This is a genomic window from Burkholderia multivorans ATCC BAA-247 (assembly GCF_000959525.1).
GTDB classification, from domain to species: Bacteria; Pseudomonadota; Gammaproteobacteria; order Burkholderiales; family Burkholderiaceae; genus Burkholderia; species Burkholderia multivorans.
Window position 1 is genome coordinate 1,411,535 of the sequence record NZ_CP009832.1, and the last position, 23,231, is coordinate 1,434,765.

Annotated in this window: 21 protein-coding genes and 2 pseudogenes; 14 read left to right on the forward strand and 9 right to left on the reverse strand. The window is 66.7% G+C overall.

Going from position 1 to position 23,231, the window contains the following annotated elements; all coding sequences use genetic code 11:
* On the reverse strand, positions 1 to 1,029 hold the full coding sequence (locus NP80_RS19025) for an ABC transporter substrate-binding protein (protein WP_006411745.1): 1,029 nt from the start codon (positions 1,027 to 1,029) through the stop codon (positions 1 to 3).
* A gap of 66 nt (positions 1,030 to 1,095) precedes the next feature.
* Positions 1,096 to 2,121: a LacI family DNA-binding transcriptional regulator gene (locus NP80_RS19030; RefSeq protein WP_006401155.1), complete on the reverse strand. Its 1,026-nt coding sequence runs from the start codon at positions 2,119 to 2,121 to the stop codon at positions 1,096 to 1,098.
* 816 nt (positions 2,122 to 2,937) lie between these two features.
* On the opposite strand from NP80_RS19030, the gene NP80_RS19035 reads away from it, so the two are divergent.
* The 8 genes and pseudogenes from NP80_RS19035 to NP80_RS19060 all read left to right on the forward strand — a co-directional run bounded on the left by NP80_RS19035 (position 2,938) and on the right by NP80_RS19060 (position 9,678).
* A complete protein-coding gene (locus NP80_RS19035) occupies positions 2,938 to 3,954 on the forward strand; it encodes a site-specific integrase (protein ID WP_006411746.1) in 1,017 nt (338 codons plus the stop codon).
* A 242-nt stretch (positions 3,955 to 4,196) separates the two neighbouring features.
* On the forward strand, positions 4,197 to 4,820 hold the full coding sequence (locus NP80_RS30970) for a hypothetical protein (protein WP_141110010.1): 624 nt from the start codon (positions 4,197 to 4,199) through the stop codon (positions 4,818 to 4,820).
* Positions 4,792 to 5,070 carry a hypothetical protein gene (locus NP80_RS19040; RefSeq protein WP_223855036.1) on the forward strand — a complete coding sequence of 93 codons (279 nt, stop codon included), beginning with the start codon at positions 4,792 to 4,794 and terminating at the stop codon, positions 5,068 to 5,070. Before NP80_RS30970 ends, NP80_RS19040 begins: the two co-directional genes overlap by 29 nt.
* A gap of 65 nt (positions 5,071 to 5,135) precedes the next feature.
* Positions 5,136 to 6,587 (forward strand): annotated as a pseudogene (locus NP80_RS19045) (ShlB/FhaC/HecB family hemolysin secretion/activation protein); the annotation flags it as partial.
* Between the two features lie 355 nt (positions 6,588 to 6,942).
* Positions 6,943 to 7,077, forward strand: a pseudogene (locus NP80_RS31790) (helix-turn-helix transcriptional regulator); the annotation flags it as partial.
* A gap of 159 nt (positions 7,078 to 7,236) precedes the next feature.
* Positions 7,237 to 7,866, forward strand: a complete 630-nt coding sequence (locus NP80_RS19055) for an NAD(P)H-binding protein (RefSeq protein WP_006411748.1) — start codon at positions 7,237 to 7,239, stop codon at positions 7,864 to 7,866.
* Positions 7,867 to 7,891: 25 nt separating this feature from the next.
* Entirely contained in the window at positions 7,892 to 8,284 is a 393-nt protein-coding gene (locus tag NP80_RS31795; RefSeq protein ID WP_006411739.1) for a hypothetical protein, read from the forward strand.
* Complete coding sequence (locus NP80_RS19060) at positions 8,248 to 9,678, forward strand: purine-cytosine permease family protein (protein WP_035948158.1); 1,431 nt, start codon at positions 8,248 to 8,250, stop codon at positions 9,676 to 9,678. The genes NP80_RS31795 and NP80_RS19060 overlap by 37 nt, the downstream gene beginning before the upstream one ends.
* A 66-nt stretch (positions 9,679 to 9,744) precedes the next feature.
* On the opposite strand, the gene NP80_RS19065 is transcribed toward NP80_RS19060, so the two are convergent.
* Complete coding sequence (locus tag NP80_RS19065) at positions 9,745 to 10,701, reverse strand: LysR family transcriptional regulator (protein ID WP_006401094.1); 957 nt, start codon at positions 10,699 to 10,701, stop codon at positions 9,745 to 9,747.
* A gap of 196 nt (positions 10,702 to 10,897) precedes the next feature.
* Here NP80_RS19065 and NP80_RS19070 point away from each other — a divergent pair, with 196 nt between their 5' ends.
* From NP80_RS19070 to NP80_RS19080, 3 genes are read left to right on the forward strand one after another with little or no spacing between them, the layout of a single operon-like run.
* Entirely contained in the window at positions 10,898 to 12,208 is a 1,311-nt protein-coding gene (locus NP80_RS19070) for an MFS transporter (protein WP_006407452.1), read from the forward strand.
* 31 nt (positions 12,209 to 12,239) lie between these two features.
* Positions 12,240 to 13,511, forward strand: coding sequence for a Zn-dependent hydrolase (locus tag NP80_RS19075; RefSeq protein ID WP_006411740.1), 1,272 nt, complete (start codon positions 12,240 to 12,242; stop codon positions 13,509 to 13,511).
* Positions 13,512 to 13,536: 25 nt separating this feature from the next.
* A complete protein-coding gene (locus tag NP80_RS19080; protein WP_006411747.1) occupies positions 13,537 to 14,559 on the forward strand; it encodes a histone deacetylase family protein in 1,023 nt (340 codons plus the stop codon).
* A 163-nt stretch (positions 14,560 to 14,722) separates the two neighbouring features.
* Here the strand turns inward: NP80_RS19080 and NP80_RS19085 are convergent, their stop codons facing one another.
* The 3 genes from NP80_RS19085 to NP80_RS19095 all read right to left on the reverse strand — a co-directional run bounded on the left by NP80_RS19085 (position 14,723) and on the right by NP80_RS19095 (position 18,733).
* Entirely contained in the window at positions 14,723 to 15,928 is a 1,206-nt protein-coding gene (locus NP80_RS19085) for an MFS transporter (protein ID WP_006411741.1), read from the reverse strand.
* Positions 15,929 to 16,573: 645 nt separating this feature from the next.
* Entirely contained in the window at positions 16,574 to 17,689 is a 1,116-nt protein-coding gene (locus tag NP80_RS19090; RefSeq protein WP_045594053.1) for a DUF2242 domain-containing protein, read from the reverse strand.
* A gap of 150 nt (positions 17,690 to 17,839) precedes the next feature.
* On the reverse strand, positions 17,840 to 18,733 hold the full coding sequence (locus NP80_RS19095) for a LysR family transcriptional regulator (RefSeq protein WP_006401086.1): 894 nt from the start codon (positions 18,731 to 18,733) through the stop codon (positions 17,840 to 17,842).
* A 107-nt stretch (positions 18,734 to 18,840) separates the two neighbouring features.
* Between NP80_RS19095 and NP80_RS19100 the strand changes: the two genes are divergently transcribed.
* On the forward strand, positions 18,841 to 19,608 hold the full coding sequence (locus tag NP80_RS19100) for a TerC family protein (RefSeq protein ID WP_006407446.1): 768 nt from the start codon (positions 18,841 to 18,843) through the stop codon (positions 19,606 to 19,608).
* A 72-nt stretch (positions 19,609 to 19,680) separates the two neighbouring features.
* Positions 19,681 to 19,947: a TFIIB-type zinc ribbon-containing protein gene (locus NP80_RS19105; protein ID WP_006401084.1), complete on the forward strand. Its 267-nt coding sequence runs from the start codon at positions 19,681 to 19,683 to the stop codon at positions 19,945 to 19,947.
* Positions 19,948 to 20,046: 99 nt separating this feature from the next.
* Here the strand turns inward: NP80_RS19105 and NP80_RS19110 are convergent, their stop codons facing one another.
* Both NP80_RS19110 and NP80_RS19115 read right to left on the reverse strand, forming a co-directional pair.
* Positions 20,047 to 20,460, reverse strand: coding sequence for an Hsp20/alpha crystallin family protein (locus NP80_RS19110; RefSeq protein WP_006401083.1), 414 nt, complete (start codon positions 20,458 to 20,460; stop codon positions 20,047 to 20,049).
* 16 nt (positions 20,461 to 20,476) lie between these two features.
* Entirely contained in the window at positions 20,477 to 20,917 is a 441-nt protein-coding gene (locus NP80_RS19115; RefSeq protein ID WP_006401082.1) for an Hsp20/alpha crystallin family protein, read from the reverse strand.
* Between the two features lie 222 nt (positions 20,918 to 21,139).
* On the opposite strand from NP80_RS19115, the gene NP80_RS19120 reads away from it, so the two are divergent.
* Positions 21,140 to 22,057: a 3-hydroxyacyl-CoA dehydrogenase NAD-binding domain-containing protein gene (locus NP80_RS19120; protein ID WP_006401081.1), complete on the forward strand. Its 918-nt coding sequence runs from the start codon at positions 21,140 to 21,142 to the stop codon at positions 22,055 to 22,057.
* A gap of 79 nt (positions 22,058 to 22,136) precedes the next feature.
* Here the strand turns inward: NP80_RS19120 and NP80_RS19125 are convergent, their stop codons facing one another.
* Positions 22,137 to 22,985 carry a LysR substrate-binding domain-containing protein gene (locus tag NP80_RS19125; protein WP_006401080.1) on the reverse strand — a complete coding sequence of 283 codons (849 nt, stop codon included), beginning with the start codon at positions 22,983 to 22,985 and terminating at the stop codon, positions 22,137 to 22,139.
* Between the last annotated feature and the right edge of the window lie 246 nt (positions 22,986 to 23,231).

Below are 23,231 nucleotides of genomic sequence, written 5' to 3' on the forward strand. Positions count from 1 at the left end.
TTACTGCATCACCTGCAGATACTGCTGGCCGAACGCCTGCTGGCCGGCCGCCATCTTGCCGAAGTCGACCGGCTTCGCGCGCGCATAGTCGCTCGCGGGCAGGAACTTCGTCGCGACGTCGGCGGGCAGCGTCTGTGCGCGCACCGGGCGCAGATACGCGTTCGCCCACAGCTTCTGGCCTTCGTCGGACAGCACGAAGTCGAGCACCTTTTTGCCGTTGGCGTCGTGCGGCGCGCCCTTCACGAGACTCATCACGTAGGGCACCGCGATCGTACCTTCCTTCGGGATCACGAACTCGACGTTCGCGTTGTCCTTGTACTTCGCGCGGTATGCGTCGAAGTCGTAGTCGAGCAGAATCGGAATCTCGCCCGACAGCACGCGTGCATACGCGGTCTGCTTCGGCACGATCGGCGCGTTCGCCTTCAGCTTGCGGAACCAGTCGAGCGCCGGCTTGAAGTTGTCGAGGCTGCCGCCGAGCGCCTGGTTGACGGCGACCGCGCCCGCATAGCCGACGAACGCGCTCGACGGATCGAGATAGCCGACCATCCCCTTGTATTCGGGCTTCAGCAGATCGGCCCACGAACGCGGCACGGGCTTGCCGTCGAGCGCATCCTTGTTGACGAAGAAGCCGAGCGTGCCCGAATGGATCGCGAACCAGTAGCCCTGCGGATCTTTCAGGCTCGCGGGGATGTCGTTCCAGTGCGCGGGCTTGTACGGCGCGATCACGCCCTTGTCCTTCGCCTGGAATGCGGACGAGACGCCGAGATAGACGACGTCGGCGACCGGGCTCTTCTGTTCGGCGATCAGCTGCGCGATCGCCTGACCCGAGTTCTTGTTGTCGAACGGCACGCGGATGCCGGTCTTCTGCTTGATCGCCGCAATCTGCGCGGCCCAGTCGGCCCATTCGGGCGGACAGTTGTAGCAGATCGCCGTTTCATCGGCGCGAGCGGCGTTCGCGCCGGCGATGAGTGCGGCGCAGGCGAGCGGCGCAGCGAGCGCGCGCAGCAGCGAGGTCGGACGGAAAGGCACGATCAGGTCTCCGGACGAAGAAAGGGGACGTCGCCGCGCGCCGCATGCAGCGCGCGGCGCGCGGGTTTACGCGCGACGCAGTTGCACGTCGGCCGCGGGCGGTGCGACGGTCGCGCCGTCGCGCACCGCGTGCGGCAGAATTAGCGACGTGCGTTCGATCGCGGCGCCGCCGATCGCGTCGATCAATCGTCGCCACGCATGGCGGCCGATGTCGCGGTTCGGCGTCGCGACACTCGCGAGCGGCGGCGCGAGCAGCTCGCCGATGTCGATGCCGTCGAAGCCGAGTACCGACAGATCGTCCGGGATCGAGAAACCGGCGCGGCGCAGCCCGCGCATCACGACCATCGCGAGCAGGTCGTTGCTGCAGAAGAGGGCGGTCGGGCGCGTCGCGTGCGCGGTCAGATGCGCGAGCACCGCGTCGGGCAGTTCGGGCGCGTTGAAGTCGACTTCGACGGGTGGCAGCGTCGCGACGCCGCTTTCGGCGAGCGCCTGCGCATAGCCGAGATGACGCTGGCGCGCGCGATCGGATGCGGCGAGCGAGCCCGCGAGCATCAGCACGCGACGATGGCCGCGCGCGGTGAGCAGCCGCACGCCGTCGTATGCGGCGTGCCGGTTGTCGACCGACACCGACGGCCGGCGCTGCGTGTCGTTGTGCATCAGCACGTAATGCGGTCCGTCGCGATCGAGCATGTCGAGGAGCGGATGCGTGTCGGCGTCGGCGACGGTCAGGATCAGGCCTTCGACGCGCTGCTCGCGCAGCGTCTCGATCGCGTGACGTTCGCGCGCCGCGTCGTATTCGGTCGTCATCAGGATCAGCTTGAAGCCGGCCGCGGTCGCGAGTTCGTCGATGCCGAGCAGGCAGTCGGCGAACACGGGATTCGACAGCGTCGGCACGACGACGCCGACGAGCCGCGTGCGCTCGCCGCGCAACTGCCGGCCGAGCGGACTCGGACGAAAGCGCAGCGTATCGATCGCGGTGCGGATTGCTTCGAGCGTCGCCGGGCTGACGGTGTGCGGCGCATTGATCGCGCGCGACACGGTGGCGATCGAAAAGCCGGCGAGTGCGGCGACATCCTTGATGGTCGAGGTCATGAGGTCACGCGATGTAAACGTTTTCGGCGGGTTGATTATCGAAAACGTTTGTGACCTGTCGATGACGCGTGAAGGGGGCGTATCGCGGTGTGCGTGCGCGTCGCGCGCAAGAGGGTCGGCGCGGCGCGGAGGCAGTTCCGATTGTATCGGCGGATGCGTCGATGCGGGGCGAAACCGCATGCGTTCGCGGGATTGGCGTCGGTTACGGCGGATTATTCCGGCGGCGCATCGCTGCGTGCGGACGCGAGAGCATGCTTCGACGGTTCGCGGCATGCCTGAATCGGGGAACGCACGCGCGACCAATGGTAGAATCGCGTCCGCCCTGTTGCCGGGGTGATGAAATTGGTAAACATAGCGGACTTAAACGATTGAGTGCCCGGCTGGAAACGGTCGGTGCAGAACCCTTCAAATTCGGCGAAACCCCTGATGTGCGCATCGAGGCAACGCCGAGCCAAGCCTCGCGGGCACCGCGAGGAAGGTGTAGAGACTAGACGGGGGGCGCCTAAGGCGCACGGGTCGGCAGCACGCCCGCGCGCGACGGCGAAGGCATAGTCCAGCGCACGAACGATGTCGTTCAGACGACGTCGGCTTCGAAAGAAGCAGTGTGACGAAAATCCGCCGCCTTAACTGGCTTGCCGGTTCGAGTCCGGTCCCCGGCACCACGGCCTTTCAACGTGAACTTGGCTGTCAAGTGGAACCGTGTAGAAACAACAGGTTACAGCGAGAGCCCTGTTCATCCATACAAGTATTATTCCCCTCAATTTGGGGAGAGTTGTAGAACGGATTCCCCATCTACTACGCACGACTCTCCCCACGATGGCATCGATCACCCCACACAAAGACGGCTTCCGCGTGCAGGTCTACGTCGGTGGCGTGCGCGATTCGAAGGTGCTGCGCACGCGCCGCGAGGCAAACGCGTGGGGCGCTGCGCGCGAGGCTGAACTGAAACGCCTCGGCGACATGCCGGCCGCCGATAGACATACCCTTGGCGAAGCGCTTGCCGAATACTCGAAGCGTGTGTCGCCCAAGAAGGGCGGAACGAAGTGGGAGCAGAACCGCATTGCCTCTTTCATCAAGCAGTTCCCCGAGTACGCAGAGAGGCCGTTGTCGCAGGCGGATACCCCGATGTGGGCCGAATGGCGTGATCGTCGACTATCCGGATATATCGCGCCCGATGGGAAGAAGGTGCGCGGCATCAAGCCCGGATCGGTCCTGCGCGAGATCAATCTGTATCGGAACGTCTACACGATTGCGCGAAGGGAATGGAAGTGGATCCAGTCCAGCCCGTTTGCGGACCTTGGTTTGCCACCAGACAGCGTGCCGCGGACGCGACGCGTTGATCCATGGAAGGAAGTGCGCCCGATCGTGCGCTGGCTCGGGTACCGGACCGGTCAGGAGCCGACGACGAAGAATCAGGAGGTCGCGCTCGCGTGGCTTGTGGCGCTCCGTTGCGGCATGCGCGCGAAGGAATTGCGCGGGCTCGGGAAGAATACGCTGAACATGAAAACGGGCGTCGCACGGCTGCCGCACAAGATGCAGTACCTGACAGGGAAACCGCGCGAAATTCCTTTGCCGCGCCCGGCGCTGCGCCTACTGAAGGCGGTCGCTCATCGCGAACAGTGCTTCACGGTGGAAGCTGGCTCGATGGATACGGCCGAACCAGATCTGCTTCACCGAGTCTTGCTTGCCCTTCATCTCCAATCTCCCGTTCCTATCGTGAAAATCGCCTCCGAAACGCCAACGCTCGTTTGTGGCCTGGATCCCCAGAGCAGTTCACGGAAACTCCCAAGCGAAGTGCGCCGATGCGGAAATGTAGCGACGGAGCGGCCATAGCTGACCGTACTCGGGTGGGCGATATGTGGTCACAGACTCGATCGCGGGACATGTGCAGATTCGACCTCGCAATTCTGTCAGGGATTTTTGAGATGACGGCTGAGGTAATATTCGCGCCGATTGCCGAAGTCAATGCTTTCGATACGCCCGACTAACACAATGCGCTGTTTGGCTTGTCGGATTGGGATTACGGATCGGCGAACTCGTCATTAATACAAGTGCGGAGAGTTTTCAGTTAGTTCGTGACTTCTCAGCAACGCTTGACATTTGTTGACGCTGCGGGTGGTACAACAAGTGACGGGAAGACGACCCTTGCGCAGATTACTGCACAGGCGAATCCGGAATTGCAGGCGTGCATTATGTCGAATGCAAGCTCGGCACCGGCTGGTGATGTGCCGAGCATTACTTATCTGCAGACCGGGAAAGGGGGAAGCTGGAACATCACGGGACCGTTCACGAAATTCGATCAATCCGATGCGAACTATGTGCGAAACACAACAGCGGAAGCGATGGGGATGATTTCGACAAATGCCGGACGTGTATCATCGAATGCGGTGGCGGGGGCAGCTGTAACGCCTTGCTCCGCGGTTTGCGACGGGATCGCATTTGCAGGGACAGTGGTAGGAATTGTCGCAAATGCAATCGGACAATTAGTTAAGCCGGATACAGGGCAGTATCTATTTAACGGATTTACGGCCATCGTTTCAAACTATATTTCAGCGGCCAACCCCGCATTTACTCCGGCAATTAATGAGCTTGCAAGTCAAGTCAATGGTAGTGGTGTTGCTAAAGTCGGTCAAAATAAGTTGAATCGGATTGTCGGTACTGATTCGTCAAATGGGAAAAATGAAGATCGAATTTATTGAGGATGGAAATTTCACCTCGTGGTTCCGGTTCTTGCTCATCGCTGTAGGGGTAGCATTTGCTGCCATCGCTGTTGAGTGCGACATCCCCATTCTGTGGGCGCGAATTCTTTTGCTTTCTGGTTTCGCTATCGCGCTTGTCGGCGGTATGACGAGCCGTGCTAAATTGCTTCATATCAAGCCGTTTGGCAATAGCTACAAGAAGGCCCATAAAAGCTATGAAACAAAAAGCGACGAGGACCAGAAATTGTAGGGCGACGCTGGTCTTTGTCATGGCTCGCGCCGGAGCTTTTCCTGGGAAAGATTCGCTTTTTGGGGGGCGCGTCCACCCTCCCGATGGATCGATTTTCTTTCGCCCGCGAATGGTTGGAGCACTATGCTGGCCAGTGCGTCGGCAAGCAAGGTATCGATGTGCTGGTCAAGGGTCTATCGCAAGCCATCCTGGCGCGCGGCTACGTGACGACACGTGTGCTGCTGCCCGAACAGGACCTGTCGACTGGTGCCCTCAAGTTTTCACTGATTCCCGGCGTGATCCGCCATGTGCGCTTCGCCGACGAAAAGCTCCGCGGCACCTGGAAAACCGCCTTTCCGACTGGCGACGGCGAACTGCTGAATCTGCGCGACCTCGAACAGGGCCTCGAGCAGATGAAACGCGTGTCGAGCCAGGATGTGTCGATGCAGATCGTGCCGGCTGAGGTGCCCGGCGAAAGCGACATCGTGCTCGACGTAAAGCGCGGCAAGCCGTGGACCATCGTCGCGTCGATCGATAACTCCGGAACGCGTGCGACCGGGAAGCTGCAGGGCAATTTGTCGCTCGGGATCGATAACCCGCTGGGCCTGAACGAGGTCTTCAATATTGGCGTCAGCCAGGATCTCGAATTTGGCGACAAGCGCCTGGGCTCGCACGGCTGGAACGGCTTCTACTCGATTCCGTGGGGCTACTGGACCGCGACGCTGTCCGCGTACACGAATACCTACTACCAGCAAATCGCCGGCGTGAACCAAACATTCGTGGCGAGCGGCAATTCGAAGACGCTCGATTTCAAGCTGGCCCGAGTGCTCGCCCGTAGTCAGAATGGCGTGCTCGGTACGTACGTTCGCCTGTCGCGTCGTTTCGGACAAAGCTTCATCGAAGACACCGAGATTTCGCAGCAGCGCCGCAATAACACGACGATCGAGCTTGGGCTGACCGATCGCCACTACTTCGGTGGCGCTCAGTTCGATGGCTCGCTTGCATATCGTCAAGGTGTCGGTGGATTGGGTGCTCAGGAAGACACGTTGGCAGCGGGTGGTGGGCCGACCTATCGCTTCAAGATGGCCGTGCTGGATGCGAACCTGTCGGTGCCGTTCGCGATCGGCAAGCAGACGTTTCGCTATGTCGGCACGCTCCACGGCCAGTACACGGGCAACACACTCTATTACATCGACGACCTGACCATCGGTAGCCGCTACACCGTGCGCGGTTTCGACGGTGAAACGATGCTCGCCGCGGCGCGCGGATTCTATTGGCGCAACGAATTGCAGGCACCGATCGGCCAGACGGGGCAGGCACTTTATGCGGGACTCGACTATGGTCGAGTTTGGGGCCCGCAACCTGTTGCCCTCGTCGGTACGCAGTTGGCTGGAGCAGTGATCGGCCTAAAGGGCAGCGTGGGCACGCGACTCGGAACCTATGCGTACGATCTCTTCGCCGGTACGCCGGTTTACAAGCCGTCAGGTTTTCCGACGGCACGTGTGACGCTCGGTTTTCAGGTGACCGCTCAGTTCTGAAGACGATGACCTCAGGTACTGCTCCGACACGGAGACATCGCAAGCCCGGTGTTGCATATGCTCGTCTGGGTGAGATTGCCGCCAAACGGGCTGATGCTTCCGATGCTCGAATGGCGCGGGCTGAAATCCTAGTTTCAGTTCCGCTGTGAATCGGGCTATGACGTCACAGGCGTCCCTCGCGGGGTTTTCGTTTGTCCGCCCACACCGCCCTTACGGCAGCGTCCGCGCACCATCCGTGCTTGCCGTCACCTCCCGATAGAACGCATCGATCGCATTAACCATCTGTGACAACCCCGGCTGTTCCAGCGGATAGTGGGCGCTGCTCAACACGAGCGAGCGCACGCTCAAGCGCCGGCTGCAGGAAGAGGGCGCGTGCTTTCGCGACATTTCGAATGCGGTCCGCAAGGCGCGCGCGCAGGCGCTCGTTGCCGAGGGGCGGCTGTCGATCAAGGAGATTGCGCAGGAACTGGGGTTCAGCGACATGTCATCGTTCTCGCAGGCGTACAAGCGCTGGACGGGCGTGGCGCCGAGCATGTCGCGGCAAAGGGCGGCGGTTCGTAGCGCGGGTTTGTGGCGGCGCGGCACGGCCGTACACTGCAGCGCTGGACATCAGCGATCAGCGCAACGTTATCCAACGGAGCGATCGAACATGAAACTGCTGCTTGTCGGCGCGACCGGTCTGGTCGGACGCCACGTCCTCGATGCGGCGCTCGCCGATCCGCGCGTCGCGCGCATCGTCGTCATCGCGCGCCGTCCGTTGTCACCGCATCCGAAGCTGCAGGCGGTGACGGTCGACTTCGAGCAGCTGCCGGCCGACGCGGATTGGCGGCGTGCCGACGCCGTGATCTGCACGCTGGGCACGACGATGCGCATCGCCGGATCGCAAGCGGCATTCCGGCGCGTCGATCACGACTATCCGCTCGCGGTGGCCCGCCTCGCGCATCGGCACGGCACGCCGACCTACGTACTGAATTCCGCGCTCGGCGCGGATCCGGCGTCGCGCGTTTTCTACAGTCGCGTGAAGGGCGAAGTAGAGCGCTCGCTCGCGGACGTCGGTTTCGCGTCGCTGACGTACGTGCGTCCCGGGCTGATCGGCGGTAGCCGCGACGAGTTCCGGCTCGGGGAGCGCGCGTTGCAGTTCGCACTGAGGATCGCGGGCGCGCTGCTGCCGCCGAAGTGGCGCGTGAATCCCGCGCCGCGCATTGCACGCGCGCTGCTCGATGCCGCGCTCGACGCGCGGCCGGGCGTGCATGTCGTCGCGTCGGACCGGCTGATCTGAGCGGCGAACGAACGGTGGACGAACGATGAAGGGCGCCGCCGATCGTCGCCTGTCGATGACGATGCCGCCGCCTCCTTTCGGTTTCCATACGTCACCTTGCATCACGCTGCGACTCGCGTGCCGACCCATCTACACGCCTAAAAAAGCGGCGAAAGACGGGTATTTCCGGATATCGGACAAGTTGTATATACAAGATCATGCGCTGGCAATGCCTGCCCGCGTCGTGCCGCATGCGCGGCGCCGTGCTCGTCGCGCCCATCGCGCATGCATGGCGTCGCTCGGCGAGCCACGGCGCCGCGTCGAAGCGCCGCACCGACGGCTCGACACGTTCAGCGTCCCGTTCGAACCATTTGTCGTCCCGAGTCATCTGGAGATTTGCCCGTGTCAACGCATCCCACCGGAAACGCCGGCGGCTTGATCGAAGTCCGCTCGATCGATTTCATTCCCGACGCCGAACGTCACGGCGGTTTGCTGAGCCAGTTCACGTTGTGGCTGTCGGCGAACATGCAGATCACCGCGATCGTCACGGGCGCGCTCGCGGTCGTGCTCGGCGGCGACGTGTTCTGGTCGCTGATCGCGCTGCTGCTCGGGCAGCTGATCGGCGGCGCCGTGATGGCGCTGCACGGCGCGCAAGGTCCGCAACTCGGGCTGCCGCAAATGATCTCGAGCCGCGTCCAGTTCGGCGTGTACGGCGCGATGATCCCGATCGTGCTCGTGTGCCTGATGTACATCGGCTTTTCCGCGAGCGGGTCCGTGCTGGCGGGGCAGGCGGTCGCGCAGTTGCTGCACGTCGACGACGCGGCCGGCATCCTGCTGTTCGCGGCGGTGATCGTCGTGCTGACGGTGTGCGGCTATCGCGCGATCCACTTCGTCGGCCGGATCGCGAGCGTGATCGGCATCGTCGCGTTCGTCTACATGTTCGCTCAGCTGTTCGCGAACCACGACATCGGCGCGCTGCTCGCGAACCGGCATTTCACGCTCGCGAGCTTCCTGCTGTCGATGTCGCTGTCGGCATCGTGGCAGATCGCGTTCGGCCCGTACGTCGCCGACTACTCGCGCTATCTGCCGCGCTCGACGTCGTCGCTCGGCACGTTCTTCGCGGTGGGCCTCGGCTCCGTGATCGGCGCGCAGGCGGCCATGGTGTTCGGCGTGTTCGCGGCGGCGCTGGCCGGCAGCGGCTTCGCGCACCACGAAGTCGCGTACATCGTCGGCCTCGGTTCGACGGGCGCCGTGGCCGCGCTGCTGTATTTCAGCATCGCGTTCGGCAAGGTCACGGTGACGGCGCTCAACGCGTACGGCAGCTTCATGTCGATGGCGACGATCGTCAGCGGCTTTCGCGGCAAGGGCGCGGTGTCGTCGCGCAGCCGGCTGCTGTACATCTTCGGGATGATCTGCGTCTCGACGCTGATCGCGCTGGCCGGTCGCCATTCGTTCCTGAAGGAATTCACGGCCTTCATCCTGTTCCTGCTCGCGTTCTTCACGCCGTGGAGCGCGATCAATCTCGTCGACTACTACTGCTTCACGCGTTCGCGCTACGACGTGCCGGCGCTCTCCGACCCGGACGGCCGCTACGGCCGCTGGAACGCGATGGCGATCGCGATCTACGTGATCGGCATTCTCGTGCAGCTGCCCTTCATGTCGACGCACGTCTATACGGGCCCGCTCGTCGACGCGCTCGGCGGCACCGACATCTCGTGGATTCTCGGCCTCGTCGTGCCGGCCGTGCTGTATTACGTCGGCGCGCGCGGGTCGCGTCGCAGCATTCCCGAACGCCTGATCTTGCCGCTCGAGCGCGGCGAAGCGCAGCCCTGACGGCGCGCATCGGGCCGGCATGCGTCCGGCTTGGGCGCCTATAGCGCGCGCGTCGCGCCCGCGGCGCTATTTCCCGAGCCGCTGCGCGAGCGAATAGCGCTGCATGCAGCGCTCCATCGCCTCGAGAAACGCCAGCTCGGCCGCATTCATCTTGCGGTCGCGATGCCACAGCAGGAACACGTCGACGTCGACGAGCCCTTCGTCGGGCGGCAGCCGCCACAGCCGCTGCTGGGCGATGTCGTCGCGCACGATATGCTCGGGCAGGCAGCCGATGCCGTAGCCGGCGAAGATCAGCCGCCGCACTTCCTCGAGGCTCGGCGACGACGCGACGATGCGTCCGGTGAAGCCCTTCTGATCGCGAAATACCGTGAGGGGCGACAGGCTGTCGCCGATCTGGTCGCTCGTAAACGACACGAAGTTCTCGGCGAGCAGGTCTTCCATCCGCAACTGCGTCTGCCCGAACAGACGATGATGGCGACCGCAGTAGATCGCATAGCGCTGGCGCAGGAAGCAGCGCATCTCGAGCTTGTCGTGCGGCGTGCGGCACAGGCCGAGCCCGGCCGTCGCGGTCTTCTGCAGCAGCGACGACAGGATGTCCGACGAGCGCATCACTTCGATCTGCAGATCGACGCGCGGATACGCGCGATGGAAATCCGCGAGGAATTCGTCGTAGACGGGCGACTCGATGCGGCTCACGGTCAACAGCCGGATCGAGCCGGTGAGGTCGGCCGTGCTGTCGTCGAGCTCCGTTTCGAGGCGCGAGATGCCGCCGTAGATGTCGCTCGCGATCCGGTAGACGGCTTCGCCGGCCGGCGTCGGCGCGAAGTGCGCGCCGCGCCGCTCGATCAGCCGCCGCTCGAGCGTGTCCTCGAGCCGGCGCAACGCCTGGCTCACCGCGGGCTGCGTCACGTGCAGCCGCGCGGCCGCGCGACTCACGCTGCGCTCCTGCATGATCACCAGATAGGTACGCAACAGGTTCCAGTCGAGACGGTCGTTGAGGAAGGGAGCGAGATCGGCGCGCATCGGGTCTCCGGACGGCAGGTGTGCCGTGTATTAGCTGAATTTATACGCCGAATAATAACTTGAAATTTGACTAATGAATTGCGGCGGCCGATAAAGGAGGCGTGCCGCAGCGTGCGGCCCGAGGCCGCGACAGACGGTCGCCATCACCATATTGCGTGCCGTTGCCGAGCGGCCCGGCGCGCGACAGGAGCCCCGCATGACCCAGTCTCTTCCTTCCGCCCGTCAGCCGGGCCGCGCCGCGACGGCCGCGTTCATCGGCACGATGATCGAGTGGTACGACTTCTACATCTACGCGACCGCCGCTGCACTCGTGTTCGGCGAGCTGTACTTCCCGTCGCACGACCGCTTCGTCAGCACGATGGCGTCGTTCGCGACGTTCGCGGTCGGCTTTTTCGCACGCCCGCTCGGCGGCATCGTATTCGGCCATCTGGGCGATCGCATCGGCCGCAAGAAGGCGCTGATGACGACGCTGATGATGATGGGCGTCGCGACCGTCTGCGTCGGGTTGCTGCCCGACTACGCGACGGTCGGCATGCTCGCGCCGGTGCTGCTCGTCGTGCTGCGCATCGTGCAGGGCATCGCGGTCGGCGGCGAGTGGGGCGGCGCGGTGCTGATGGCGGGCGAACACGCGCCGCAGGGCCGCCGCACGTTCTTCGCGTCGTTCGCGCAGCTCGGCAGCCCGGCCGGCCTGATCCTGTCGCTGCTCGCGTTTCGCGCGGTCACGTCGATGGACAAGGCCGATTTCCTCGCATGGGGCTGGCGCCTGCCGTTTCTCGCAAGCGCGGTGCTGCTGATCGTCGGCATCCTGATCCGGCTCGGCGTGAACGAATCGCCCGAGTTCGCGCGCGTGAAGGAAGCGAACCGCACGGTGAAGCTGCCGGTGGCCGAAGTGTTCCGGTCCGCATGGGGGCTCGTGCTGCTCTGCATCGGCGCGAACACGATCGGGATCGCGGGCGTCTATTTCACGAACACGTTCATGATCGCGTACACCACGCAGTACGTCGGCGTGTCGCGGTCGCTGATTCTCGACAGCCTGTTCGCGGTCGCGATCATCCAGTTCGTCGGCCAGCCGATTTCCGCGTGGATTGCCGAGCGTATCGGCGGCGCGCGCTTCCTGAAGCTCGCGGCCGCGCTCGCGATGCTGTCGCCGTATCCGATGTTCATGCTCGTGCAGGGCGGCACGTCGGTGTCGCTCGTGACGGGCATCGCGATCGCGGTCGTCTGCATGTCGGGCTTCTATTCGGTGATCGCGGGCTTCGTCAGCGGCGTGTTTCCCGCGCACGTGCGCTATTCGGCGATCTCGCTCGCGTACCAGATCTGCGGCGCGCTCGCGGGCGGCCTGACGCCGCTCGTCGGCACGTGGCTCGCGCACCGCTTCGCGGGCCAGTGGTGGCCGCTCGCGGTGTTCTACACGTGCCTGTCCGGCATCTCGCTGCTCTGCATCGTCGCGCTCGATGCGCGCCGCGCGGCGCAGCCGGCCGGCGCCGAAGCGCTCGGCACGCACTGAGCACCGATTCACGGTTTTATCCGGAGTGCATATGAAAGACCTGTTGAAAATCGACGGCGACCGCCTGTGGCGCAGCCTGACGGACATGGCGCGCATCGGCGCGACACCTCGCGGCGGCGTGCGCCGGCTTGCGCTCACCGAAGACGACCGGCGCGGGCGTGACCTGTTCGCGCAGTGGTGCCGCGACGCGGGCATGACGGTCAGCGTCGACGAAGTCGGCAACCTGTTCGCGCGGCGCGACGGCGCAGACGCGCACGCGGCGCCGGTGCTGATCGGCAGCCATCTCGACACGCAGCCCGAAGGCGGGCGCTTCGACGGCGTGTACGGCGTGCTGGCCGCGCTCGAACTCGTGCGCACGCTGAACGATGCGCGCATCGCGACGAACAAGCCGCTCGAGATCGTGTCGTGGACGAACGAGGAGGGTGCACGCTTCGCGCCGGCGATGCTCGGCTCGGCCGTGTTCACCGGCGCGCTGCCGCTTGCCGACGCGCTCGCGACGCGCGATGCCGACGGCGTGTCGCTCGGCGATGCGCTCGACGCCTGCGGCTATCGCGGCACGCGGCGCACGGGCGGCGCGGTCGACGCCTATTTCGAAGCGCATATCGAGCAGGGGCCCGTGCTCGAGGCGAACGGCACGACGATCGGGATCGTGACCGGCGGGCAGGCGATTCGCTGGCTCGACGTGACGGTCACGGGTGTAGCCGCGCATGCGGGCACGACGCCGATGCCGTACCGTCGCGACGCCTATTTCGCGGCCGCGCAGATCGCGCTCGATCTGGAGCGGATCGTCGCCGGCTATGCGCCGCGCGGCCTCGCGACGATCGGCCAGATCGCCGTTCGCAACGCCTCGCGCAACACGATTGCGGGCGAGCTGACCTTTACCGTCGATCTGCGTCATCACGACGATGCCGAAGTCGATGCGATGGAGCGCGCGCTGCGCGATGCAGCGGCACGCGTGGCGGCCGCGCGCGGCGTGCAGGTGGCGATCGGGACTTGCTGGCGCAGCCCGGCGACGCCGTTCGATCGCGCGTGCGTCGAACTCGTCGCGCAGGCCGCGGACGCGTTCGGCTATCGCAGCGAGCGAATCGTCAGTGGCGCCGGACACGATGCGATCGTGCTCGCGCGCAGCGTGCCGACTGCGATGGTGTTCATTCCGTGCGTCGACGGCCTGTCGCACAACGAAGCCGAAGATGCGCTGCCGGACGACGTGACGCGCGGCACGAACGTGCTGCTTCACGCGGTGCTCACGCGGGCGGGCGTCGCGGCGCGTGTGGACACGGCAACAGCCGCGCCGCGCGTATGACGATGCATTCCGACGAGGACGATCGATGAAGACGTATTTCCATCCCGAGCAATTGCTGCACCATCCGCGCACGTATCTGTCGCGCGGGCAGATGCGGGCGCCGCAGGAAGTGCCGGAGCGCGCGGCGCGCCTGGTCGCCGCTGTGCGTGCACTCGACTTCGACGTGCGCGAGCCGGCCGACCGCGGCACGGCGCCGATCGCGGCCGTGCACGACATGAACTACCTGCGCTTTCTCGAGGACGCGCACCGCGACTGGAAGAAGATGCCCGACGACTGGGGCGACGAAGTGATGTCGAACATCTTCGTGCGCGATCCGAATCCGCTGCGCGGCGTGCTCGCGAAAGCCGCGCGCTATCTCGCGGACGGCAGCTGCCCGATCGGTGCGAACACGTGGCGTGCCGCCTACTGGTCCGCGCAGAGCGCGCTCGCGGCTGCGGCCGACGTGAACGACGGCGCGCGCGACGCGTATGCGCTGTGCCGGCCGCCCGGCCATCACGCGCGCCGCGATGCGGCGGGCGGCTTCTGCTATCTGAACAACGCGGCGATCGCCGCGCAGGCGCTGCTCGGCCGCCATCGGCGCGTCGCGATCCTCGACACCGACATGCATCACGGGCAGGGCGTGCAGGAAATCTTCTACGGTCGCGACGACGTGCTGTACGTGTCGATTCACGGCGATCCGACCGACTTCTATCCGGTCGTCGCCGGCTACGAAGACGAAACGGGCGCCGGCGCCGGCGCGGGCTACAACCTGAACCTGCCGATGCCGCACGGTTCGCCGGAGGCGGTGTTCTTCGAGCGCCTCGACGACGCGTTGCGCGCGCTCGCGCGCTTCGAGCCCGACGCGCTCGTGCTCGCGCTCGGCTTCGACATCTACAAGGACGATCCGCAGTCGCAGGTCGCGGTGACGACCGACGGCTTCGGCCGGCTCGGCAGCGCGATCGGCGCGCTCGGTCTGCCGACCGTGATCGTGCAGGAAGGCGGCTATCACCTCGACAGCCTCGACGCGAACGCGCGCGCGTTCTTCGGCGGCTTCGGCGCGGCGCGCTGAGCGTGCCGGCGGCCGGTGCGCGAAGCAGGCGCCGGGCCGATGACGACGCGACATGGGCCGGATGACCGGCCCGTGTGCGCTGGTGCGCCTGATTGAATTCGGCACTGCGCGCGCCGCGACGCCGATGCGTACGGCTCGGCCGCGACGCTCGACGGTGCCGGCGTCAAGACCCCGCGGCGGCCGGCGCGCGGCGGCGCTGCATCCGCTGCAGCACGACGAGCGCGAGACCGGCCGCGGCAATCAGCCCGCCGACGAGCGGCACCGCCGCATAGCCAAACCCGGCCGAAATCGCGGCGCCGCCGGCGGCAGCGCCGAGCGCATTGCCGAGATTGAACGCGCCGATGTTGACGGCCGATGCGAGGCCGGGCGCCTCGGCGGCGGCGCGCATCACGCGCATCTGCAGCGGCGGCACGACCGCGAACGTCGCGATGCCCCACACGAGCAGCGTCGCGGCGGCGCCTGCATGCGTCGCGGCGAGCAGCGGGAACGCGGCCATCGACACGATCAACAGCAGCAGGAAACCGATCAGGCTGCCGTCGAGCGAGCGGTCCGCGAGGCGGCCGCCCGCGACGTTGCCGATCGAGAAGCCGACGCCGATCAGCACGAGCATCGCGGTCACGAAGCCGGGTGTCGCGCCGCTCAGATGCTCGAGCGTCGGTGCGACGTACGTGTACAGCGTAAACATCGCGCCGGCGCCGAGCACCGTGGTCGCGAGCGCGCCGAGCACGACGGGACGCGTCAACACGGCCAGCTCGGCCCGCAGATCGGGCATCTTGCCGGCTTCGCCTTTCGGCAGCGCGGCGAACAGGCCCGCAATCGCGATCAGGCCGAGCGCGGCCGTCGCCGCGAACGACATCCGCCAGCCGATGATGTGGCCGAGCCACGTCGCGGCCGGCACGCCGCCGACGTTCGCGATCGTCAGACCCATGAACATCGTCGCGACCGCGCTGGCCTGCTTGTCGCGCGGCACGAGGCTCGCGGCGACCACCGAGCCGAGCCCGAAGAACGCGCCGTGGTTCAGGCTCGTGACGAGGCGCGCGAGCAGCAGCGTCGTGTAGTTCGGTGCGACGGCAGACAGCAGGTTGCCGATCGTGAAGATCGTCATCAGCGCGATCAGTGCCGAACGGCGCGGGCGGCGCGCGAGCAGCAGCGTCATCAGCGGCGCGCCGGCCATCACGCCGATCGCGTATGCGCTGATCAGCATGCCGGCCTGCGGAATCGACACGTGCACGCCGTCGGCGATCACGGGCAGCAAGCCCATCGGCGAGAACTCGGTCGTGCCGATGCCGAACGCGCCGGCGGCGAGCGCCAGCAGCGGCAGCGCGGCGCTGCCGCCGGGGCGGGAAGCAGGGGAAGTCGTGGCGGTCAAGCGATGTACTCCTGTAAGCAATGGGCAACGGAACGGCGCCGTTGCGGACAGCCTGCATTGTGCTCGTCCGACTTTTGCGGAAAAAGCCGTATCGGGACGAAACTCTCTTGAATCGATATCAAGAATGGCGGCGCACCGCCGCTGCCGCGCGGGCGCGGGACGGGCGTCGGCGCGCCGGCGCGGACAAAAAAAACCCCGGCCACAGGGGGACCGTGACCAGGGAGGAAAGGCATCCTCTCTTTGGCACGAGGGTGGATGCGCGCGCAGTATATTTCGCGACGTAACGATTTGAAATGTCGTTAAACGGCCGTTTTTGGTGCCAATTCGTCATCCGAATAGCGCGTGCGGCCAGCGCGCGGGCGGCGCGGCGTGCCAGCGGCGCGGGGCAGCAGCATCGCGCGGCCGTACGAGCTCACGCCGGGTCCATGGCCGCACACGGGCGCGCGCCGACGAAGCGTCCCAACGGCGAGCCGGTCCGGGCGCAATCGAATTGGGATGGGGATTGGAATTTGGATGAGCCGCGCGCCGGCGTTACGGCCGGGCGCGGGCAGACCGCCACGCACGGCCTTCCATCGGACGAATGGCCTGGCGGCAATGTCCGCCCGCCGTGCGGGCCGGCGAGGCGGCGGCTTTCGGCCGGGCCGCTCAGTGCGCGCCAGGCGCGCCAGGCGCGCTGGCGCCCGACGGCGCCGATGCGACGGCGGGGCTGTCGGCGGCCGGTGCGTTGACGGTCGGTGTCTGCGACGCGTCATTCCGTGCGGCGGGCGCCGCAGCAGGTGCTGCCGATGACGGCGTCGAAACGGCCGGCGTCGACGCGGCGGGCGCCGGCGCAGCCTTCGAAGAAGCGGGCGCTGCCGGAGAAGCGCCGGCCGGAGCCGATGCCGGCGCAGGCGCCGCACCGGACGGCGAGACCGAAGCAGGCGCCGAAGCCGCGCCCGGCGTTGCCGCGGGCGCTGCGTGGCCGGGCGCCGACACGGGCGCTGCCGACGACGCGGCCGCACCCGTCGCCGCCGGCGCGATCACGGCCGGCGCGGTCGACACGGCCGCTGCCCCGGCCGCAGGCGCGGCGGTCGGCGTCGACAGCGGCACCGGCGCGGCAGGCGGCGTCGGCACGATCGGCGTCGTCATCTTCATCGGCTCGCCCTGCGGCGTCGGCGCCGGTTCGGGCAGCGGCGTGACGGCTTCCTTTTCGGCCGCCTTCACGGCCGCACGGTCGCGGCGCGCGGGATCGACCTTCAGGAAATGCTCGACGAGATTGAAGAAGCGCTCGTAGAACACGCCGGCCGGAATCGTCTCGCTCGCGGTCTTCACGAGCGCGTCGTCGCTCGAGCCGATCGGCAGCGACAGCGAGCCGAACACGCTGAGCCCGACGCTGGCCGACGTATTCGACTTCTTCAGCGTGTAGCGGTCCTGTACCGCGTTCACGTACGCGATGCTCGACGAGCCGTCCGCATTCGCGTCGGCGCAGACGACGTGAAACTCGATCACGACGTGCATGTCGTTGCTCGGCTGGAAATTCTTGCTGCCGTCGACCGCGTCGTTACGCGACGACGACACGACATAGCCCTGGCTCAGCAGTGCGCGCCGCGCGGCTTCGCAGGTGGCGTCGGAATTCGCATGGAACGTGTGCGCATACGGGCTGGTCGTCGCGTCGAATTGTTCCTGCTGGTAGATCGGTTTGGGCGGCGACGAGCACGCCGCGAGCACGGCCGCGGCCGCGAGCGCGCACGAAACGGGAAACAGGCGGAATCGGTTGTGCATGGCGTCTTTCAAAAGGCTCGGCGAGATGCCGCGCGCAGGGGGCCGGCGCGGCGCGCGAAGGCCGTCGCGCAACGGCGGGGCCGGGTCGCAGGCGCGGCAATCGCGTATGGCCGGGGCGTCATTATAGTTTCGTTTGACGTCGCGCTCGTTTCAGCGGTCCGGCGCCGGACGCGCGGAGGCGAGCAGGCGCGCCGTCAGCGGATGATGCTCGCCGCGCCGCGAGCGGATCGCGTGAATCTCCTCGGTCACGTCGCCGGCGCGCCCGAGCCGCCGCAGCCCGCGCAGCAGCGTCGCATCGTTCGCGCCCAGTTCGCTGAGCGGAAACACGCCGAGCCCGCGCGCCGCGAACACGGCCATCAGTGCGCTGTCCTCGAATTCGCCCACCACGCGCGGCACGATCCGCTCCGCCTCGAACCAGCGGTCGAGCCGTGCGCGCAGCGCCGAATGCGCGGTGGGCAGCAGCACCGGCAGCTCGGCGAGCGTGTGCGGAAAGCGCTGGCGCGCCGCGGGCGTGACGAGCGCCGCGGGGCCATACCAGTCGACCGGCGACGCGACGAGCCGCTCGCTCGTCACGCGCAGGTTCGATCCGGACGGCGCACCCTGGCCGGCGAGCACGAGATCCAGATGGTGCAGCGCGAGTTCGGCGAGCAGTGCGTCGTGCTCGCCGTCGTGGCATAGCAGCCGCAGCGTCGGCGTGTCGAGCACCGGCGCCAGCACCGCGTGCGCGGCGAGCTTCGAGATACCGTCCGCGAGGCCCACCGCGAGTCGCACGGTCGGCTGGCTCGCCGCCGCGCGCACTTCGTCCGGAATCAGCCGGCCCATCTCGAAGATCGCTTCCGCGCGTGCGTAGGCGGCCTGCCCGGCGTCGGTCATCGCGACGCCGCGCCCGGCCGGGCGCAGCAACGCATGGCCGAGCGATTTCTCGAGCTCGCGCACCTGCGCGCTGATGGTCTGCACGGCCATGTCGAGCCGTTCGGCCGCGCGCGCGAAGCCGCCTTCCTTCACGACGACCCAGAAGTAGTAGAGATGGCGGAAATTCAGCATCGGTCGAAACTTCGTAAAAACCGAACCAAAAATCAGATTCTCGCTGATTTTTACGAAGTGTGTCGCGCAGTATGATCGGCACTTTCCACTTTCATGGGCCCGTTTTCATGGACACCCTGCTGACGCTTGCCGCCGATCCTGCCGTCTGGGCAGCGCTTCTGACGCTCGTCGTGATGGAGATCGTGCTCGGCATCGACAACCTGATCTTCATTTCGATTCTCAGCAACAAGCTGCCGGAGGCGCAGCGCGCACGCACGCAGCGGCTCGGGATCGGCCTCGCGCTCGTGATGCGGCTCGCACTGCTCGGCACCGTCGCGTGGATCGCGCGGCTGACCGAGCCGGTATTCACGCTCTTCGATCACGCGTTTTCGTGGCGCGACATGATTCTGCTGTCGGGCGGCCTGTTCCTCGTATGGAAGGCGACGACCGAGATCCACCACCACGTGTCGCACGACGGCGGCGAGGCGCACGCGTCGGGTGGGGCGGCCGGCCTGACGATGTGGGCCGCGGTCGGGCAGATCCTGATGCTCGACATCGTGTTCTCGATCGACAGCATCGTGACCGCCATCGGCATGACCGAACACGTGCCGATCATGTTTATCGCCGTGATTGCCGCGGTGACCGTGATGCTGTTCGCCGCGCAGCCGCTCGCGCGCTTCATCGACCGCAACCCGACCATCGTGATGCTCGCGCTGTCGTTCCTCGTCGTGATCGGGATGACGCTGATCGCCGAAGGGTTCGGCTCGCACGTGCCGAAGGGTTACATCTACGCGGCGATGGCTTTTTCCGCCTTCGTCGAAGGGATGAACATGCTCGCGCGCCGCGCGAAGGCGAAGCGCGCGGCACGTGTCGAAGCACATGTCGAAGGCCGCTGAGCGCAGTGTGCCGCCACGGCGGCACGCGTCGCGCGGCGGGTCGTTCACCGTTGCCGCAAGGAGGGCACGACGATGAAATGTCCGGTCTGCAAAACCCCCGATCTGCTGATGGCCGAGCGCCAGTCGATCGAGATCGATTACTGTCCCGATTGCCGCGGCGTGTGGCTCGATCGCGGCGAGCTCGACAAGCTGATTGCGCGCGACAGGGGCGACGCGCCGCCGCCGCGGTACGAAGCACGCGATGATCGCCGCGACGACGGCCGCGCGTACGACGATCGGCGCAGGCATGACGATCGGCGCCGCCGCAAGTCGGTGTTCGATTTGTTCGATTTCGACTGACGGTTGCGTACGCGAATCTCGCGGTCGACAAAAAGCCCCGCCGAAGGCGAACGCCGGCGGGGCTTTCATCTTGTGCGCCGCGACGCGGCGCGCGATCGCTTACGCGTCGCCGGCGATCACGTCGATCCGGCGCGGCCGCGCTTCTTCGCGGCGCGGGATCGTCAGCGTCAGTACGCCGTCGCGCAGGCTCGCGTCGATCTTCGACGTGTCGAGATCGGGGCTCAGCACGAAACTGCGCGCAAAGCGCGGCGCGCGCACTTCGACGTGCCGCACGCGCAGTTCGGCCGGCGTATCGATGCGTGCTTCGGCCTCGATCGTCAGCGTGTTGTCGTGCACCTTCACGTCGAGGTTCTCGCGCGGCACGCCGGGCAGGTCGGCCCAGAGCGTCACACGCTGGCTGTCTTCGGCGATGTCGACGGCCGGTACGACGGCCGGCCGGCGTCCGGCCGCTTCGGCGGCCGCCGTCGGCGTGGTGTCCGGATCGCGTTCGGTGAGGGTCTGATTCGTGTTCATCGCAGGGTCCTCCGGATTACTGAACAGTGATCGCACGCGGCTTCGAGGCTTCGCGGCGACCGACGCGGATCAGCAGGCAGCCGTTTTCGTAGCGCGCGGTGACGTTGTCGGGATCGGCGTTCTGCGGCAGCTCGACGACGCGCCGGAACGTGCCGTGAAAGCGCTCCTGCGCGTAGGTGCGCACGTCGTCGCCTTCGCCGCGCGGCGCGGGCTTGCGCTCGCCGCTGATCGTCAGCAGCTCCTTGTCGATCGACACGTCGAAATCGCCGGCTGCCATGCCGGGCGCGAACGCGACGATCTCGATCGCATCGTCGGTCGCGCCGATGTTCAGCGCGGGAAAGACGTTCGGCCGCACCGCGCGGATCGCGGACGGAAGCTCGCCGAACAGGCTCGCCATCTGCCGCTGCATGCGCGCGAATTCGTCGAACAGGTCGTTGCCGAAATGGATACCGCTCATGATGGTCCTCCGGAACTCGATTGCTCCATACGCGGGAGACGCAGCGGTGCGGCATCGGCCGCGACCGGCTGCTTCCGCCGGGTCGAAACGGGCAGCGCGCGGGGCGCGGCTGCGGCGTAACGCGTAATTAGTGGCCGCGCGGCGCATTTCAAGGGCGGCGCGCGCGCCCGTTTCGATGCGACAATCGCCTCGCCATCAACGGATCATGGAGACGGGACGCACATGGACATTCAACGCATCGCGATCGTCGGCACCGGCGTGATCGGCGCGAGCTGGACGGCTTTCTATCTGGCGAAGGGCTTCGACGTCGTCGCGACCGATCCCGCGCCGCAGGCCGACGCGCGGCTGCGCGAATCGCTGGCCGCGTTTCTCGGCGACGACGCCGACGCGGCGTGCGCACGGCTCGCGTTCGACGCCGATCTCGTGCGCGCGCTCGACGGCGTCGATTTCGTGCAGGAAAACGGCCCCGAGCGGCTCGACCTCAAGCGCGCGCTGTACCGCCAGATGGACGACGTGCTGCCCGCGCACGTGCCGATCGCGTCGAGCTCGTCGGGACTCAAGATGTCGGATATCCAGACCGCGTGCGAGCAGCATCCGGAACGCTGCCTGATCGCGCATCCGTTCAATCCGCCGCATCTGATTCCGCTCGTCGAGCTGGTCGGCGGCGAGGCGACCGACGCGGCCGTGATCGAACGCGCGAAGGCGTTCTACGATGCGCTCGGCAAGGTCACGATCGTGCTGAACAAGGAGATGGCCGGGCACGTCGCGAACCGGCTCGCGGCGGCGCTGTTTCGCGAGGTGTATCACCTCGTCGGCGAAGGCGTGGTGAGCGTCGCCGATGCGGACAAGGCCGTCGCGTGGGGACCCGGGCTGCGCTGGGCGCTGATGGGGCAGTGCCTGACCTATCACCTCGGCGGCGGCGCGGGCGGGATCGCGCATTTTCTCGAGCATCTGTCGGGCCCGATGACGAGCTGGTGGAACGACCTCGGCACGCCGTCGTTCGATCCGGAGGTCGATCGCAAGCTGATCGACGCGTTGCGCGCGATCCAGGGCGACCGCTCGATGCAGGCGCTGGCCGCCGAGCGCGACCGGCTGCTCGTCGAGCTGATCGACGCGCGGCGCCGCAGTTTCCTGCCGTAACGGCGAAGCGGCGCGCGTGCCGCGTCCTTGCCGATCGCACGACGGCCGCCGTGCGACGGCGGCCATGCGACACCGCCCGCTACAACTGCGCGGCGGCCGCGATCAGCGTCGCTTCCAGCGCGAGCGTCGAGCGCGACGCAGCCGCCGGCCGGTCGATCACGTATTCGAGCTCGCCGAGTTCCGGCAGCCCGGCATCGAGCCGAGCGAGCCCGGCGGGAATCACGTAGCCGGCGAACGCGCTGACGCCGAGCCCCGCGCTCGCGGCCGCGCGCAACACCGCGATGCTGCTGCTGACGACCGCGATCCGGTACGGCCGCCCGACCGCTTCGAGCGATTCGAGCACGCGGCGGCGCGACACGCTCGGCTCCGGATGCAGCGCGAGCGGCAGCACGGTCTCGTGGCCCGTGATCCGCGAATCGGGGCCCGTGCACCAGTACAGCGGTTCGCTGCGGATCACGCGGCCGCGCCGGCTGCCCGCGATCCGCTTCGCGAACACGAGATCGTGCCGGCCTTCGTCGAGCGCGTCGAACAGGTCGCCGGACAGCCCCGTCGCGATCGCGAGCTCGACGTCCGGGTTGCGCTGCACGAAACTCGCGAGCGCGGCCGTCAGATGCGCGGACGCGAAATCCTCCGACATGGCGAGCCGCACCTTGCCCGACAGCGGCGGCCCGCACACCGACGTAACGGCCTCGTCCATCAGCTCGAGAATCCGCACCGCGTAGCGCAGCAGCGCATCGCCGTGCTGCGACAGGCGCACGTTGCGCGTGTCGCGCTCGAACAGCGGCCGGTCGAGCAGCTCCTCGAGTCGGCGGATGTGCTGGCTCACGGTCGACTGCGACAGGCTCACGCGCTCGGACGCGGCGGTAAAGCTGCCGGACTGCGCGACGGCGACGAAGCTGCGCAGCAGCTCGGGCGGTAATGGACGCATTGCTAAATCCACTGAATCGGTTTCGACAACTTCATAAATGGCCGGATTTTGCGGCGCTAGTATCGATTCACGCGCCGGTCGGCCCGCATGGCGGACGCCCGGACGCGCAACCCGCGTCGCGCCGCCGGCTGCTTCGGTCAGTCTACGGCATCCGGCGTCCGGCCCGAAACCGCATCATCCCATCGACCGCCCGAGAACGCGTCCGCACGACGGCGCACCGGGCCGCGGCGCACCGCCGCAGGAGAC